General features: G+C 72.3%; 10 protein-coding genes and 1 rRNA gene. 9 read left to right on the forward strand and 2 right to left on the reverse strand.

All coding sequences use genetic code 11. The annotated features are described in order from the left end of the window. Positions 1-92: ribosomal RNA gene (gene rrf / locus AC07AL_RS18905) — 5S ribosomal RNA — on the forward strand; the annotation flags it as partial. A 98-nt stretch (positions 93-190) separates the two neighbouring features. Further along, complete coding sequence (locus AC07AL_RS18910) at positions 191-1,036, forward strand: phosphatase PAP2 family protein (protein ID WP_478317815.1); 846 nt, start codon at positions 191-193, stop codon at positions 1,034-1,036. On the opposite strand, the gene AC07AL_RS18915 is transcribed toward AC07AL_RS18910, so the two are convergent. Beyond that, positions 1,029-1,592 (reverse strand): GPR1/FUN34/YaaH family transporter, encoded by a 564-nt coding sequence (locus AC07AL_RS18915; RefSeq protein ID WP_363584619.1) that lies wholly within the window; start codon positions 1,590-1,592, stop codon positions 1,029-1,031. The two genes, AC07AL_RS18910 and AC07AL_RS18915, sit on opposite strands and share 8 nt — an antisense overlap. 304 nt (positions 1,593-1,896) lie before the next feature. After that, positions 1,897-4,458, reverse strand: coding sequence for a SpoIIE family protein phosphatase (locus tag AC07AL_RS18920; protein WP_363584617.1), 2,562 nt, complete (start codon positions 4,456-4,458; stop codon positions 1,897-1,899). 570 nt (positions 4,459-5,028) lie between these two features. Between AC07AL_RS18920 and AC07AL_RS18925 the strand changes: the two genes are divergently transcribed. From AC07AL_RS18925 to AC07AL_RS18955, 7 genes are all read left to right on the forward strand, one after another. Beyond that, positions 5,029-9,537 carry a HAMP domain-containing protein gene (locus AC07AL_RS18925; protein ID WP_478317829.1) on the forward strand — a complete coding sequence of 1,503 codons (4,509 nt, stop codon included), beginning with the start codon at positions 5,029-5,031 and terminating at the stop codon, positions 9,535-9,537. Positions 9,538-9,831: 294 nt separating this feature from the next. Next, positions 9,832-10,470: a response regulator gene (locus AC07AL_RS18930; protein ID WP_063351395.1), complete on the forward strand. Its 639-nt coding sequence runs from the start codon at positions 9,832-9,834 to the stop codon at positions 10,468-10,470. 146 nt (positions 10,471-10,616) lie between these two features. Continuing rightward, complete coding sequence (locus tag AC07AL_RS18935; RefSeq protein WP_478317816.1) at positions 10,617-13,304, forward strand: DNA translocase FtsK; 2,688 nt, start codon at positions 10,617-10,619, stop codon at positions 13,302-13,304. A 263-nt stretch (positions 13,305-13,567) separates the two neighbouring features. Further along, entirely contained in the window at positions 13,568-14,431 is an 864-nt protein-coding gene (locus AC07AL_RS18940) for a helix-turn-helix domain-containing protein (RefSeq protein ID WP_363584611.1), read from the forward strand. 117 nt (positions 14,432-14,548) lie between these two features. Then, positions 14,549-16,042: a 30S ribosomal protein S12 methylthiotransferase RimO gene (gene rimO, locus AC07AL_RS18945; protein ID WP_363584609.1), complete on the forward strand. Its 1,494-nt coding sequence runs from the start codon at positions 14,549-14,551 to the stop codon at positions 16,040-16,042. Continuing rightward, positions 16,039-16,677: a CDP-diacylglycerol--glycerol-3-phosphate 3-phosphatidyltransferase gene (gene pgsA, locus AC07AL_RS18950; RefSeq protein WP_363374405.1), complete on the forward strand. Its 639-nt coding sequence runs from the start codon at positions 16,039-16,041 to the stop codon at positions 16,675-16,677. Before rimO ends, pgsA begins: the two co-directional genes overlap by 4 nt. A gap of 32 nt (positions 16,678-16,709) precedes the next feature. Beyond that, the gene (locus AC07AL_RS18955) at positions 16,710-17,186 is read left to right on the forward strand and encodes a CinA family protein (RefSeq protein ID WP_400808726.1); all 477 of its coding nucleotides are present in this window, start codon (positions 16,710-16,712) and stop codon (positions 17,184-17,186) included. The last annotated feature ends 187 nt before the right edge of the window (positions 17,187-17,373 follow it).

Below are 17,373 nucleotides of genomic sequence, written 5' to 3' on the forward strand. Positions count from 1 at the left end.
CGCCCGGTTACATTCCGAACCCGGAAGCTAAGCCTTACAGCGCCGATGGTACTGCAGGGGGGACCCTGTGGGAGAGTAGGACGCCGCCGAACAATTATTCCGAAAAGACCCCCTCCCGTCCGGGAGGGGGTCTTTTTGCGTTAACCTCTGCCAACACACGAACCAGAGTTTGTCGGAGAGGCGCGATCCGTTGCAGAACCTGACCCTTACCTGGCAGTCCGCCGGGGGCGCCGCGGTCGCTCTCTACGGCGGGGCGTACGCCGCCGCCAGGGTCCGGAAGCCGTCCTTGTCGGCGCTGTTGCGGGAGGCCGGCACGCTGCTGGCACTGTTCGCGCTCTGGCAGCTGGTGGGTCACCTCTCGGTGATGAGCGGGGACCACGCGCTGGACCGGGCGGATTGGATCCACCGCACCGAGTCGGCGATCGGTCTACCGGACGAGGCGTCCTGGCAGGCGGCCGTCACGCCGTACCCGGTGCTGGTGAGGCTCGCGAACTACTACTACGCGGCGATGCACTTCGCGGTGATGCTGGCGGTGCTGCTCTGGGTGTTCGTGCGGCACCGGGAGCGGTACGCGTGGGTGCGGAACACGGTGGTGATCACCACGGCGGTGTGTCTGCTGGTGCAGTTCATCCCGGTGGCGCCGCCCCGGATGCTGCCGCAGCACGGGTTCGTCGACGTGGCCGCCGAGTACGGGCAGTCGGTGTACGGGGGCGCGGTGGGCGGTGTGGTGGTGGCCGACCAGCTGTCGGCGATGCCCTCGGTGCACGTCGCGTGGTGCGTGCTGGCGGCGGTCGCGGTGGTGCGGGTCTCGCGGAGCCCGCTGCGGTGGGCGATGGTGCTGCACCCGGTGCTGACCGTCGCGGTGGTCGTGGTGACCGCGAACCACTTCTGGGCGGACGGCATCGTCGCCGTCGTGATCCTGCTGTTCGCGTACGCCGCCCAGGCCCTGGTGGCACGTCGCCGGGGTCGGGCCTCCGTCGACACGGAGGTCCGACCCCGGCGCGCCACGGCGGATCAGCCGCAGCGGGTCACTTGACGGGCAGGGCGATCCTGCCCCAGGAGCCGTTGCTGAGCGCGGAGGTGGCCCAGTACCAGGCGGTGAGCCCGGAGACGGCCGCGATCCAGCCGGCGAACTTGGCGAGGCCGCTGTAGCCGCCGAAGGCGGCGATGGCGTTCAGCAGCAGGGACAGCGTCAGCAGGCCGTAGACGGCGCGGCTGAACAGGCCCGCGCCCCAGCTGGCGGCGGTCAGGGTGAGGGCGAGCAGGGCCCAGAGCAGGAGGAACAGGCCGGCGGCGTTCTTGCCCGCCCCGCCGGCCGCCGACCAGGTCGCCCAGAAGGCGCCGAGGCTGGTGAAGGCCGTTCCGGTGAAGCCCTCGCCGCCGCGGAGCTGCCACAGGCCCGCGATGAAGAGGGTGACTCCGCCGACCAGGTGGGCGAGGTGTGCCGCGTCCCCGACCCCGGTGCCGCTCAGGACGCCGGTGGAGAGCAGGCCGTAGGCGAGCAGTGTGAGGCCGAGTGCGAGGTAGCCGAGGTTACCCGCGTCGGCTCCGGTGGAGCGGGCGTTCGTTGCCCCGGTAGCTTCGTTGCTCACCGGAGGCTCCTTTCACTTTGGGCGCGCGCAGGGCGCAGTCAACGCAGTGGTGTGGTCCGATGAGGTGGATGCGCGCGACCGCGCCGAGGGCGCACGGCTGGAGCGTGCGCGGGCTGCGGTCAGAAGTGATGGGCCGGCGGAAGAGCCGCCGGTCGTGTCCCCGCCGGGGGATTCCCCGGTGAGATCGGTGTACCCGGCCGTACTCGCTTGTACCCTTGTGAATATAACAATTTGTGACGATGTCAGTTGTGGAACGCTCAGGGCCGACCGGGACGCCGGGGGCTGACCGAGAGGCGGCGTCGGCTCACGAGGTGCGCTGGGTCGGCACCCGCAGGGTCAGGATGGCCATGTCGTCGGACGGCGGTTCCGGGGCAAAGCGCTCGACGGCGCGCTGCACCCGCATCGCGACCGCCCCGGCGGTCAGGCCGGTACAGCCCGTGAGCACCTCGGCGAGGCCGTCGTCGCCCAGCATCCGGCTGCCCTCGCGGCGTTCGGTGACGCCGTCGGTGACGCACAGCAGGACCTCGCCGGGGGAGAGCACCAGGCGCTCGGCGGTGAGGTCGAGGTCCTCCATGACGCCGAGCAGCGGCTGCGGGGTGGCGGCCCGGTCGACCTGGCCGTCGGTGCGCAGCCGGAGCGGCAGCGGGTGGCCGGCGCAGACCAGGGACAGTTCGGTGCTGCCGTCCGGGCGGGGCGTCAGCTCGCCGTAGAGCAGGGTGAGGAAGCGGCTGCGCGAACCCTCGTCCAGGATGGCCGCGTTGAGGCGGCGGAGCACCTGCGGTGCGTCCAGGCCCTCGCGGGCGAGCAGGCGCAGAGAGTGCCGGGCGAGGCCGGTGACCGAGGCGGCCTCGGGGCCGGTGCCGCAGACGTCGCCGATCGCGAAGCCGTAGGTGCCCTCGCGGATGGTGAACAGGTCGTAGAAGTCGCCGCCGACCTCGTTGCCCTCGCCGGCGGCCTGGTAGTAGACGTCGACCTCGACGCCCGGGATCTCGGGCAGGTCCGGCGGGAGCAGGCTGCGTTGCAGGGCCTGGCTGGTGGCGGTGCGCTCGGAGTAGAGGCGGGAGTTGTCGAGTGCGAGGGCGGCCCGGCGGGAGAGGTCCTCGGCGAGTTCGAGGATCTCCTGGCGGAACCGGACGCCGGCCGGGACGCCGAGCGCGAGCAGCCCGATGACCCGGTTGCGGGCGGTCAGCGGCAGGACGACGGTCTCGCCGAGCAGTCCGGCGAGTTCGGGGCTGTCGGTGAGGCCGCCGGCGGCGGCGGTCTCGGCGGGCGCCGACCAGAAGCGGACGCCGTGGGTCGGGCCGGCGTCGGGGGCCGGGGTCTTGTCGAGCAGGTCGCGCAGCGGGTCGATCCGGTCCTCGTCCTCGTGCAGGACGAAGGCGAGGCCGGCCGCGGCGCGGTGGTCGCCCTTGGTGTAGACGGCGCACCAGGAGGCGAGGGTGGGGACGGCCATCTGGGCCATCAGGGCGAGGGTCTGCTCGTGTTCGAGGGTGCCGGCGAGCAGGTCGGAGGCCTCGACGAGGAAGGACAGCGAGCCCCGGCGGAGTCGTTCGAGCTCGGTCAGCCGGGTGCTCTCGACGGCGAGGGCGACCCGGTCGGCGGCGAACTGCAGCCGCAGGGCGTCCTCGTTGTCGTAGCGGCCGGGCGCGGCGGTGGCGATGCCGAGCGAGCCGATCAGCCGGCCCTCGACCTTGAGCGGGACGGTGACCAGGGAACGCATGCCGCTGCCGGTGAGCAGGGGCAGGCCGGTCGGGCGGGCGGTGAGGTCCTCGTGGACGGAGGGCAGCCGGGCGGAGTCGTAGCGGCTGCCGGTGTCGACCGGGAAGCGGGTGTGCCGGCGGTGTCCGGAGGTGAAGCCGGTGGCGGCGCGGACCTCGAACTCGGTCTCGTCGTCGGTGGTCAGCAGCAGGTACGCGGCGTCGGCGTCGAGCAGGTCGCGGGCGCGTTCGACGGTGCGCTGGAGCAGGGTGTCGAGGTCGTCGGTGGCGACCGGGCCGGCCAGCAGGTCGAGTCGGGGGCCGGTCGGGTCGGAGCGCTCGCCGGGCAGGGCTCGGGCGGGGGAGCGGAGCACCGCGCGGTCGGGTTCGAGGACGAGCAGGCAGAGGGTGGAGGGGACGCCCTCGGTGTCGCGCACGCGGACCTGGACGCCGTACACCTCGACCTCGTGGCCGTCCGCGCGGCGGACGGCGTAGCCGCCCTCCCAGCGGGCCAGTCGCAGGGTGTCGGCGAGGCCGAGGCCGCGGCCGGCGGACTGCGGCCAGACGGCGAGGTCGGCCCAGGGGCGGCCGAGGACGGTGGTGGCGGGGTACTGGAAGAGCGCCTCGGCGTCCGGGTTCCAGGCGAGGACGCGGCCGTCCTCGTCGAGCTGGACGACGGCGACGTGCACCGGGCCGGGGCCGCTGGGCAGGTCGCTGCCGGGGGTCGCGGGGACGGCGTAGCGGGTGCCGGCCACGGGGGCGGGCAGGGCGAGCCGGAACCAGACGGTCTTGCGCCCGGCCGCGTACTCGACGCCCCAGCGCTCGGCGAGGGCGGAGCACATCAGCAGGCCGCGGCCGCCCTCGCCGTCGGGGTCGGCGTAGCGGTCGGAGGAGGTGACGGGGCCGTCGCCGAGGGAGGGCAGGCCGCGTTCGGGGTGGTGGTCGGTGACTTCGATCCGGACGGTGCCCTCCTCGCGCAGGCAGCACACCTCGGCGGCGGTGCCGGCGTGGACGACGGCGTTGGTGACCAGTTCGCTGACCAGGACGACGGCGTCGTCGACGACCTCGGGCAGACCCCAGCCGAGCAGCGCGTCCCGTACGAAGCCCCGGGCGGCGGCTGCGGACCGGCCGTCGGGGGCGAAGGTGGCGGCTGCGCGCGCGGTGACCACGTTGCCACTTCTCCTCTGCTGCTCTGGCCTTGACTGTCCGGGGCGTGGCGCCGACTCCCGGTGCGTGCCGCCGGGGTGGCGGCGCTGGGTCGGGTCATGGCCCGGTGCAGCGCTCCACCCTACTTTCCGCTTGGTTCCCCGTGGGGGCGGGGCGTTGAAACAGGCACCTGAGAGTGATTCTGCCCACCTGTTTCGGACGGTCGGCTACCAACCGGGCGCAACCGGCCGTATACCCGGCGCCGGTGCTGCCAGACTGGGGGGTCCGCGACGGCCGGTCGGAGCAGTACGGTCGATGCGGGTGCCGGTGTGCCGCGTGGGGCGCCGGTACGCAGCCCGACCGGGCCGGTGCCCCGGTGCGTGCCGTACCGGCACGGACGGTCACCGGAAAGTTCACGATGTGGGAGGGGCCCGTTGAGTTCGGCCACCAAGGACGCAACCGGTACGACGCCGCCCGTTCCGCGCGGTGGGCGGTCCGGGACCGCGCCGCGGAACGCGGCCGGCCGGCGAGTGAGCCACAACCGGGGGGCGGAGCCGGCCGAACTGCGGAAGCTGTTGGCCGCGCTGACCGCGATGCGGGACGGCAACTTCCGCCGCCGGCTGACGGTTCCGGGGGACGGGCCGCTGGCGGAGATCGCCGCGGTGTTCAACGAGGTCGCCGAGCGCAATCAGCACCTGACCGGAGAACTGGCCCGGGTGCGGCGGGCGGTGGGCCGCGAGGGCCGGCTGAACGAGCGGCTGGAGACCGGCGCGGGCGAGGGCGCCTGGATGGCGGCCGTCGACAACTGCAACGCGCTGATCGACGATCTGGCCCGTCCGATGGCCGAGGTGGGCCGGGTGCTCTCGTCGATCGCCGAGGGCGACCTGGACCAGAAGATGGAGCTGCGCTCGCTGCACAGCAACGGGGTGAGCCACCCGCTGCGCGGCGAGTACCTCAAGATCGGCCGGACCGTCAACGGGCTGGTGGACCAGCTCTCGGAGTTCACCGACGAGGTGACCCGGGTGGCCCGCGAGGTGGGTACCGAGGGCAAGCTGGGCGGCCAGGCCAAGGTCCGCAGTGTGTCCGGCAGTTGGAAGGACCTGGCGGATTCGGTCAACACCATGGCCGGCCGGCTGACCGCGCAGGTGCGCAACATCGCCCAGGTGACCACCGCGGTGGCCAAGGGCGACCTGTCCCGCAAGGTCACCGTCGAGGTGGCCGGCGAGATGCTGGAGCTGAAGAACACCGTCAACACGATGGTGGACCAGCTGAACGGGTTCGCCGCCCAGGTCACCGGGGTGGCCAGGGACGTGGGCACCGAGGGCCGGCTCGGCGGCCAGGCGCAGGTGCCGGGCGTGGCCGGGGTCTGGCGGGACCTGACCGACTCGGTGAACTTCATGGCCGACAACCTGACCGGCCAGGTGCGCAACATCGCCCAGGTGACCACGGCGGTGGCGCGCGGGGACCTCTCGCAGAAGATCGAGGTGGACGCGCGCGGCGAGATGCTGGAGCTGAAGAACACCATCAACACGATGGTCGACCAGCTCTCCGGCTTCGCCGAACAGGTGACCAGGGTGGCCCGCCAGGTGGGCACCGAGGGGCGGCTCGGTGGCCAGGCGCAGGTGCCCGGGGCGGCCGGGGTGTGGCGCGACCTGACCGACAACGTCAACTTCATGGCGAACAACCTCACCGATCAGGTGCGCAACATCGCGCAGGTGACGACCGCGGTCGCCAAGGGCGACCTGTCGCAGAAGATCCAGGTGGACGCGCGCGGGGAGATCCTGGAGCTGAAGAACACCATCAACACGATGGTGGACCAGCTGGGCGCCTTCGCCGACGAGGTCACCAGGGTGGCCCGGGACGTCGGCACCGAGGGCATCCTCGGCGGTCAGGCGAGCGTGCCCGGGGTGTCCGGGACGTGGAAGGACCTGACCAACAGCGTCAACCTGATGGCCAACAACCTGACCAGCCAGGTCCGCAACATCGCCGAGGTGACCACGGCGGTGGCGCGCGGCGACGTGTCGAAGAAGATCACCGTCGACGCCCGGGGCGAGATCCTGGAGCTGGTGACGACCGTCAACACCATGGTCGACCAGCTGTCGGCGTTCGCCGACGAGGTGACCCGGGTCGCCCGCGAGGTGGGCACCGAGGGGATCCTGGGCGGCCAGGCGCGGGTGCGCGGGGTGTCGGGGATCTGGAAGGACCTGACCGACAACGTCAACTTCATGGCCTCCAACCTGACCGGGCAGGTCCGCAACATCGCCGAGGTCGCCACCGCGGTGGCCCGCGGCGACCTGTCCAAGAAGATCACCATCGAGGCGCAGGGCGAGGTCGCCGCCCTCGCCGGGACCTTGAACACCATGGTCGACCAGCTCTCCTCCTTCGCGGTGGAGGTGACCAGGGTGGCCCGCGAGGTCGGCACCGACGGCACCCTGGGCGGTCAGGCGAGCGTGCCGGGCGTGGCCGGCATCTGGAAGGACCTGACCGACAACGTCAACCTGATGGCCAACAACCTCACCGGCCAGGTCCGCAACATCGCGCTGGTGATCACGGCGGTGGCCCGCGGCGACCTCTCGCAGAAGATCGACGTCGACGCGCGCGGCGAGATCCTCCAGCTCAAGACCAGCATCAACACCATGGTCGACCAGCTGTCGGCGTTCGCCGACGAGGTCACCCGGGTCGCCCGCGAGGTGGGCACCGACGGGCGGCTCGGCGGTCAGGCCCGGGTACCCGGCGTGGACGGCACCTGGCAGGACCTCACCGAATCGGTGAACGAACTGGCCAACAACCTGACCCGGCAGGTGCGCGCGATCGCCCAGGTCGCCACCGCCGTGACCAGGGGCGACCTGAGCCTGCGGATCGACGTGGACGCCGCGGGGGAGCTCGACGAGCTCAAGGACAACATCAACCAGATGATCGCCAACCTGCGCGAGACCACCCGCACCAACCAGGAGCAGGACTGGCTCAAGACCAACCTGGCGCGGATCTCCGGCCTGCTCCAGGGCCGCCGGGACCTGGAGGCCGTCGCCTCGCTGATCATGACCGAGCTGACCCCGGTGGTCTCCGCCCAGCACGGCGCCTTCTTCCTCGCCCAGCCGGCCGGCCGCACCGCCGAGCTGATCACCGAGGACGACGACGAGAACGACACCGTCCTGCGGCTGATCGGCAGTTACGGCTACCAGCGGCGCGCGATGCCGACCACCTTCCGGCCCGGCGAGTCGCTGATCGGGCAGGCCGCGGTGGAGAAGCGGGCGATCATCCTCAAGGAGGCGCCGCCCGGATACCTCAAGATCGCCTCCGGCCTCGGCGAGGCCTCGCCGGCCCACATCGTGGTGCTGCCGGTGCTGTTCGAGGGCCGGCTGCTGGGCGTGATCGAGCTGGCCACCTTCAGCTCCTTCACCACCGTCGCGCTGGACTTCCTCAACCAGATCGCCGACCTGATCGGCGTCACCGTCAACACCATCAGCGTCAACACCAAGACCGAGGGCCTGCTGCTGGAGTCCCAGCGGCTCACCGCCGAACTCTCGATGCGATCCGCCGAGTTGGAGGCGCGCCAGGAGGAACTGGAGCGCACCAACGAGGAGTTGCAGGAGAAGGCCGAGCAACTCGCCCAGCAGAACCGCGACATCGAGATCAAGAACAGCGAGATCGAGGAGGCCCGGCAGGTCCTGGAGGAGCGCGCCGAGCAGCTCGCCCTGGCCTCCCGGTACAAGAGCGAGTTCCTCGCCAACATGTCGCACGAGCTGCGCACCCCGCTCAACTCGCTGCTGATCCTGGCCAAGCTGCTCTCCGACAACAATGAGGGCAACCTCTCGCCCAAGCAGGTCGAGTTCGCCGACACCATCCACGGCGCCGGATCCGACCTGCTCCAGCTGATCAACGACATCCTCGACCTCTCCAAGGTCGAGGCCGGCAAGATGGACGTCCGCCCGGCCCGGATCGCCCTGGTCCAGCTGGTTGACTACGTCGAGGCCACCTTCCAGCCGGTCGCGCTGGACAAGAACCTGGACTTCGCCGTCCGGGTCTCGCCCGCCCTGCCGGTCACCCTGCACACCGACGAGCAGCGGCTCCAGCAGGTGCTGCGCAACCTGATCTCCAACGCCGTCAAGTTCACCGACGCCGGCGCGGTCGACTTCTCGATCTCCCCGGCAGGTGCGGAGGTCCCGCAGCACGTGCGCGAGCGGCTGCTGGAGTCCGGCTCGATCAAGGACCCGGACGACGAACTGATCGCCTTCGCGGTCTCCGACACCGGCATCGGCATCCCCGGCAACAAGCTGCGGGAGATCTTCGAGGCGTTCAAGCAGGCCGACGGCACCACCAGCCGCAAGTACGGCGGCACCGGGCTCGGCCTGTCGATCAGCCGCGAGATCGCGCGGCTGCTGGGCGGCGAGATCCACGCTGAGAGCGAGCTGGGCAAGGGCTCCACGTTCACGCTCTACCTGCCGCTGCGCACCGAGGCCCCGGACCCGACCCAGGTCGAGCGCCCGGTCGTGTCGAGCGTCCCGGCGCTGCGCGCCTCCGTCGGCGTGACCCCGATCGGGGTGCCCGTGCCGGTCGGCGAGAACCCGGCCGACCACTGGGCCCAGGAGGTCCGCGAGCTGGCCGAGGAGCGCCGCCGCGGCGCGGTGGAGCGCCGGCGCAGCGCCTCCCTGGAAGCCGCCGCCGGGACCCGCCCGGTGGAGCCCGCGCCGCCCCGCCCCAGCCGCAGCGACGTGCGTTTCGACGGCCAGCAGGTGCTGATCGTGGATGACGACGTCCGCAACGTGTTCGCCCTCACCAGCGTGCTGGAACAGCACGGCCTGACCGTCCTGTACGCCGAGAACGGGCGCGAGGGCATCGAGATGCTGGAGCAGCACGAGAACGTGGCGCTGGTCCTGATGGACATCATGATGCCGGAGATGGACGGCTACGCGACCACCGAGGCGATCCGCCGGATGCCCCAGTTCGCCGGCCTGCCGATCATCGCGCTGACCGCCAAGGCGATGAAGGGCGACCGCGAGAAGTCGCTGGAGGCGGGCGCCACCGACCACATCACCAAGCCGGTGGAGACCGACCACCTGCTGGCGGTGATGCGCGAGTGGCTGCGGGCGGACCGCACGTAGCGCCAGGGGAGGGCGCGAACTCCGGGGCGGGCTCCGGAGTTCGCGCCGTCCGGTGGGCCGGTTTGCTGGCGGTCGGGCCCGGGAACCGGGTAGGGTCACCGATCGTTGCGAACAGTGACCGGACGGCGACACATTGCTGAGCGTGCGCCGGAGCACTGGGCGCGCGCCGCTCCGGATCGGGTCACGACGGAGCGATGTGCCGGGCGAGGGGGTGCGGCTAGCATGACCGGGGTAGCGGTGGGCAGTACGCGAGTGCCATCACCGGGCGGCAGGCAGGCGACAGGAGGGCGAGCCCTGATGCAGAAGGCGAAGATCCTCCTGGTCGACGACCGACCGGAGAACCTGCTGGCGCTGGAGGCGATCCTCTCCGCGCTGGACCAGACGCTGGTGCGCGCCGTCTCCGGCGAGGAGGCGCTCAAGGCGCTGCTCACCGACGACTTCGCGGTGATCCTGCTGGACGTCCAGATGCCCGGGATGGACGGCTTCGAGACGGCCGCCCACATCAAGCGCCGCGAGCGCACCCGGGACATCCCGATCATCTTCCTGACCGCGATCAACCACGGCCCGCACCACACCTTCCGCGGCTACGCGGCCGGCGCCGTGGACTACATCTCCAAGCCGTTCGACCCGTGGGTGCTGCGCGCCAAGGTCTCGGTCTTCGTCGACCTGTACGTGAAGAACTGCCAGCTGAAGGAGCAGGCCGCGCTGCTGCGGCTGCAACTGGAGGCGGGCGGCGGCGAGCCGCCCCTCGGCGGGGCGCTGCTGGGCGAGCTGTCCGCGCGGCTGGCGGCGGTCGAGGAGCAGGCGGAGGCGCTGGGCAAGCAGCTGGACGGCGTCGAGGACGCCGGGGTGGCGGCCACCGCGGCGCACCTGGAGCGCAAGCTGGCGGGGCTGCGCCGGGCCCTGGACGCGCTCCGGCCGGGAACCGCGTAACCGATCGCCGGGGTTCACTCCCGCGGGTGAATTTCCGACGCGGCCGGGTGAAACCGGGTCAGCGTGACGGTGTGTCTGCGACACGTCCCCGAGCCCCGGCTCGGGCACATGTGCACTGGTGGCCCACCCCGGTAGGCTGCTGACCCATGGCCACTCGTACGCCCGGAAGCGCGGCACGCAACCCGAGTCCGGGACCGTCCAAGAAGGCCGCGGCGAAGGCCCCGGGCAAGCCGCCCGCGAAGAAGGCGGCGGCCAAGAAGGCGGCCCCGGCGAAGAGGGCGGCGGCCAAACCGGCCCCGCCGTCCCCGCCGCCGCCCAAGCCGATACTCTTCCGGGCCGTCCGGGCCGTCTGGCTCGGCGTGGCGAACAGCATCGCCGCGATCTTCCGGGGCTTCGGCGACGGAGCCAAGAATCTCCACCCCGCCCACCGCAAGGACGGGCTGGGCCTGCTGCTGTTCGCACTCGCGCTGGTGACCGCCGCCGGCACCTGGTTCAGCCCGCAGGGCTGGCTGGGCGAGGCGGCCACCGCCGTGGTGTCCGGGCTGTTCGGGCGGCTCGACGTGCTGGTGCCGTTCCTGCTGGCCGGGATCGCGGTCCGGCTCTGGCGCCACCCGGAGCTGCCGGAGGCCAACGGCCGGATCATGATCGGCCTGAGCGCGCTGCTGGTCGGCGTCCTCGGCCTGGTGCACATCGGCTGCGGCGCGCCCATGATGGGCAGCGGCGCCTCGCGGATACGGGCGGCCGGCGGGATCATCGGCTGGGCCGTGTCCACCCCGATGATGGCCGCCGCCGGGCCGGCGCTGGCCGTGCCGCTGCTCCTGCTGCTGTCCTTCTTCGGCCTGCTGGTGGTCACCGCCACCCCGGTCAACCGCATCCCCGAGCGGCTGCGGTCGGCCGGCGTGCGGCTCGGCGTGGTGGAGACCGGGCCGGAGGACGAGCTGCGCGAGGGGCGTACGCCGGAGCGCGACCTGTCCACCGAGCCGCCCGAGGACGCGGACCCCTCCGCGCTGCCGTTCACCGTGGGCAGCGAGGACCCGGGCGACGAGGTGGCCGCCCGCCGTCGGCGCCGCCGCCGCAAGCCGGCGGACGACGAGGACCAGCCCGATGCCGTCCGGGTGTCCCTGGACAAGGAGCCGCTGGACCCGTACGCCACCCGCGACCTCGCCGCCGGCGCCGCCGCCGACCTGGACGGGGCACTCGTCTACGGCGTGCCCGCCTCCTCGGCGGTGGCGAACATGATGCACCAGGTGCAGGACCGCACCGTCCCGCCGGAGGAGGCCGCCGTCCCGGCCGCCCGCAGCGCGGGCCCGGGCGCGCCCGAGGAGCACGGCCCGGCGCCGGTGCGGATGGAGCAGCTCCAGCTGGCCGGCGACGTCACCTACGCGCTGCCCCCGCTCGACCTGCTGGAGCGCGGCGGCCCGGCCAAGGCCCGCAGCGCCCTCAACGACGAGGTGGTGGCCCAGCTCAGCAGCACCTTCACCGAGTTCAAGGTGGACGCCAGGGTCACCGGTTTCACCCGGGGCCCGACGGTGACCCGCTACGAGGTCGAGCTCGGCCCGGCCGTCAAGGTGGAGCGGATCACCGCGCTCGCCAAGAACATCGCGTACGCGGTGGCCAGCGCCGACGTGCGGATCATCAGCCCGATCCCGGGCAAGTCCGCGGTCGGCATCGAGATCCCCAACCGGGACCGCGAGATGGTCAACCTCGGCGACCTGCTGCGCTCGCGCACGGCCGCCGAGGACACCCACCCGATGGTCGTCGGCATGGGCAAGGACGTCGAGGGCCAGACCGTGATGGCCAACCTCGCCAAGATGCCGCACATCCTGGTGGCCGGCGCGACCGGCGCGGGCAAGTCGTCCTGCATCAACTGCCTGATCACCTCGATCCTGGCCCGGGCCACCCCGGACGAGGTGCGGATGGTGCTGGTCGACCCCAAGCGGGTCGAACTGACCGCGTACGAGGGCATCCCGCACCTGATCACGCCGATCATCACCAATCCGAAGAAGGCCGCCGAGGCCCTCCAGTGGGTGGTCCGCGAGATGGACCTGCGCTACGACGACCTCGCGGCGTTCGGCTTCCGGCACGTGGACGACTTCAACGCGGCGGTGAAGGCCGGCACGGTCACCCCGCCGCCGGGCAGCGAGCGCGAGCTGACCCCGTACCCGTACCTGCTGGTGATCGTCGACGAGCTGGCCGACCTGATGATGGTGGCGCCGCGCGACGTCGAGGACTCGGTGGTCCGGATCACCCAGCTGGCCCGCGCGGCCGGCATCCACCTGGTGCTGGCCACCCAGCGGCCCTCGGTGGACGTGGTCACCGGTCTGATCAAGGCCAACGTGCCGTCCCGGCTGGCCTTCGCGACCTCCGCGATGGCCGACTCCCGGGTCATCCTGGACCAGCCCGGTGCGGAGAAGCTGATCGGCAAGGGCGACGCGCTGTTCCTGCCGATGGGCGCCGGCAAGCCGATCCGCCTCCAGGGCGCGTTCGTCACCGAGGCGGAGATCGCCGCGGTGGTGCAGCACTGCAAGGACCAGCTGACCGCCGTCTACCGGGACGACGTGACGGTCGGCGGCGGGGCCAAGAAGGAGATCGACGAGGAGATCGGCGACGACCTGGACCTGCTGATCCAGGCGGCCGAGCTGGTGGTCTCCACCCAGTTCGGCTCGACCTCGATGCTCCAGCGCAAGCTCCGGGTCGGCTTCGCCAAGGCGGGGCGGCTGATGGACCTGATGGAGTCGCGCGGGATCGTCGGGCCGAGCGAGGGTTCCAAGGCCCGCGACGTCCTGGTGAAGCCGGACGAGCTGGACGGGGTGCTGGTCGGCCTGCGCGGTTGACGACCCGCGCCCGCGGCGAGTGTTCACTCGTTCGGAGGAGGGTAGGCGCGTGCAGGGGAACCGAACGTCCGTACGCCGCGTCACAGGCCGGAAAGCGAACCCCCCGGGTTCCCCGTGCGGGCCCGCTGACGGCCGTTCAGCGGGGTGCCGGGCCCCCGTCGGGGCGGGCGCGCGCATTCGGGCCTGTTCCGCTTGAGAAACGATCCGCCCGCGCCCCTAGACTGTTCCCCAGCAGGTGGCCATCCGCTCGAAAGGCGTGCCCCGTGACCATCGGCAAGTCCCCCGACCGCGAGAACGCCCCGTCGTCCGTCGAGTCGACCGACGACGCGGTGCAGGCGGCCGATGCCCCGAGCATCGGCCGGGTGCTGTCCACCGCCCGGATCGAGGCCGGGCTCACGGTGGACCAGGTGAGTACGGCGACCCGGGTCCGGGTGCCGATCGTCCATGCCATCGAGGAGGACGACTTCGGCCGCTGCGGCGGCGACTTCTACGCCCGCGGGCACATCCGCGCGATCGCCCGCGAGGTCGGCGTCGACGGCGAGGCCCTGATCGCCCGGTACGACGCCGCGCACGGCGGCTCGCCCGCCTCCAAGCGGCCGACCCAGCTGATCGACAGCGGCCCGATCAAGGTGCCCGGCCGCGGCCGGCCGAACTGGGCGGCGGCCATGGTCGCCGCGATCGTCGTGGTGGTCGTCCTGATCGGCTTCAACCTGGTCAGCGGCAAGGACGGCCACACCGGCACCGGCTCCGCCAGCGCGCCGCTGCCCAGCGGCTCCGGCACCGGCTCGGTCGCCTCCGTGCCCTCGCCCACCGTGCAGCCGCCGGCGCCCGTGCCGAGTGCGGCCGCGATCGCCGCCGTCCCGGCTGACAAGGTCACCGTGAAGCTGGTCGCCGAGGGCAGCACCAGCTGGGTGTCCGCGGTGGACGGCAGCGGGAAGTCGCTGTTCCAGAACAACATCAGCGACGGCCAGGACCAGACCTTCACCGACGCCAAGCAGATCAAGCTGGTGCTCGGAAACGGCGGGGCCGTGCACGCGTACGTCAACGGCAAGGACCTCGGCCTCCTCGGCAAGGACGGCCAGGTGGTGCACGTCACGTACACCCCCGGCGATCCGCAGGCGGGCTGACCACAGGCCTGCGGAGGCCCTGGAGAGCGGCCCTGCGGCCTGGCGAAGATCTGGTAATCCGAGGCGCGCGGCCTCCGGGGCGAACGGCACCGGAGGCCGCGCGTTAATCTTGGCCCTATGCCTGAACGCCGTACTGTCGCCCTTGTCACGCTCGGATGTGCCCGCAACGAGGTGGACTCCGAGGAACTCGCCGGGCGACTGGAAGCCGACGGCTGGTTGCTCGTCGACGACGCCGCCGAAGCGGACGTCGCCGTCGTCAACACCTGCGGCTTCGTCGAGGCCGCCAAGAAGGACTCCGTGGACGCCCTGCTGGAGGCCAACGACCTCAAGGGGCACGGCCGCACCCAGGCCGTCGTCGCGGTCGGCTGCATGGCCGAGCGGTACGGCAAGGAGCTCGCCGACGCCCTGCCCGAGGCCGACGGCGTGCTCGGCTTCGACGACTACTCCGACATCTCCGACCGCCTCCAGACCATCCTCTCCGGCGGCCACCACGCCCCGCACCTCCCGCGCGACCGCCGCAAGCTGCTGCCGATCAGCCCGGCCGAGCGGCAGTCCGCCGCCGAGGCCGTCGCGCTGCCCGGCCACGGCGCCGCCGAGACCCCGGCCGAGCCGATCGCCGACCTGCCCGAGGGCCTCGCCCCGGCCTCCGGCCCGCGCACCCTGCGCAAGCGGCTCGACGACAACCCGGTCGCCTCGGTCAAGCTCGCCTCCGGTTGCGACCGGCGGTGCTCCTTCTGCGCCATCCCGGCGTTCCGCGGCTCCTTCATCTCCCGCCGCCCCTCCGACGTGCTGCACGAGGCCCAGTGGCTGGCCGAGCAGGGCGTGCGCGAGGTCGTCCTGGTGAGCGAGAACAACACCTCGTACGGCAAGGACCTCGGCGACATCCGGCTGCTGGAGACGCTGCTCGGCGAGATCTCCGCGCTCGAGGGCGTCGAGCGGGTCCGGGTCTCCTACCTGCAGCCCGCCGAGATGCGCCCCGGGCTGATCGACGCGATGACCGGGACCACGGACGTGGTGCCCTACTTCGACCTGTCCTTCCAGCACTCGGCGCCCGCCGTGCTGCGCCGGATGCGCCGCTTCGGCTCCACCGACCAGTTCCTGGACCTGCTGAAGACCATCCGCGACCGGGCCCCGCAGGCCGGCGCCCGGTCCAACTTCATCGTCGGCTTCCCCGGCGAGACCGAGGCGGACTTCGCCGAGCTGGAGCGCTTCGTCACGCACGCCGGGCTGGACGCGATCGGCGTCTTCGGCTACTCCGACGAGGACGGCACCGAGGCCGCGACCTACGACGGCAAGCTGTCCGAGGACGTGATCGCCGACCGGCTGAACCGGCTCAGCCGGCTGGCCGAGGAGATGACCGCCCAGCGGGCCGAGCAGCGCGTCGGCACCGAGGTCGAGGTCCTGATCGAGTCCATCGAGGACGGCGTGGTCGAGGGCCGGGCCGCCCACCAGGCCCCCGAGACCGACGGCCTGACCACCCTCACCGGCGTCGAGGACCCGCAGATCGGCCAGTTCCACCGGGCCAAGGTGGTCGCCAGCGAGGGCGTCGACCTGATCGCCGAGGCGCTGGAGCCGGTCCGGGTCCGTCAGGCCCCGGGAGCCGGGGAATGACCAAGGGGCCCGGCGCCCCGGCCGCGGCCCATCCGGGCAGACCGCCGGCCGCGGTGCCGCCGGCGCCGGCTGTCTGGAACATCGCCAACATGCTCACGATGCTCCGGCTGCTGCTGGTGCCGGTCTTCGTGTCGCTGCTGTTCGCCGACGGCGGGCACGACCCCAAGTGGCGCTCGGTCGCCTGGGCGTCGTTCGCCATCGCGATGATCACCGACCTGTTCGACGGCGAGCTGGCCCGGCGCAAGGGCCTGGTCACCGACTTCGGGAAGATCGCCGACCCGATCGCCGACAAGGCGATCATGGGCTCGGCGCTGATCGGCCTCTCGCTGCTCGGCGACCTGCCCTGGTGGGTCACCGCGGTGATCCTGGCCCGCGAACTCGGCATCACCCTGATGCGTTTCTGGGTGATCCGCTACGGCGTCATCCCGGCCAGCCGGGGCGGCAAGATCAAGACGCTGACCCAGGGCATCGCGGTCGGCATGTACGTGCTGGAGCTGACCGGCTGGCTGGCCACCGCCCGGGCCGTGCTGATGGCCCTGGCGGTACTGCTGACCATCGGCACCGCGCTGGACTACGTCGGACAGGCGCTGCGCATGCGCCGCGAGGGACTGGCCGCGGAGCGCGCGGGCCGGTGAGTGACGGGGGAGACCGGGTGACGGACCACGAGCTGGCGGTACGGGCGCACGAGGCGCTGCGCTCCAGGGGCGGCACGCTGGCCGTCGCCGAGTCGCTGACCGGAGGGCTGCTCGCGGCCGCCCTGGTCGACGTCCCCGGGGCGTCCGCGACCTTCCGGGGCTCGGTCACGGCGTACGCCACCGAGCTGAAGGCCTCGGTGCTCGGCGTGGACGAGGGGCTCCTGGCGGTGTACGGGCCGGTCCACCCGGTGGTGGCGGGGCAGATGGCCGAGGGCGTGTGCCGGCTGCTGGGGGCCACGTACGGGATCGCGACGACCGGGGTGGCCGGGCCGGACCCGCAGGACGGGCAGCCGGTGGGCACCGTACACCTGGCGGTCGCCGGTCCGGAGGGAACTCTGGTCAGTTCGCCCCGGCTGTCGGGCGGGCGTGCCAGAATCCGTCACGGGGCGGTGACCGCCGCTCTGGAGCTGTTCGTCGGGCGGCTACGGGCCGCTACGCCCACGACCTGAACCCCGCGGGGCCCGCACCCGGGCGTCCTGCAGCCCGTGTGGAGGCGCCGCGGAGGCGTGGTGGAGTCCCGGTCGCGGCGATCTCCACCGAACCGCGATCTGCCGATCCGGTCCGCGGGCATGGCACAGCTGGAGGATCGTGTTACATCCAACGGCCTGGTTGGGCAGAAACCAGGTGGCGAACGAG

Source organism: Kitasatospora sp. NPDC043949 (assembly GCF_056435365.1).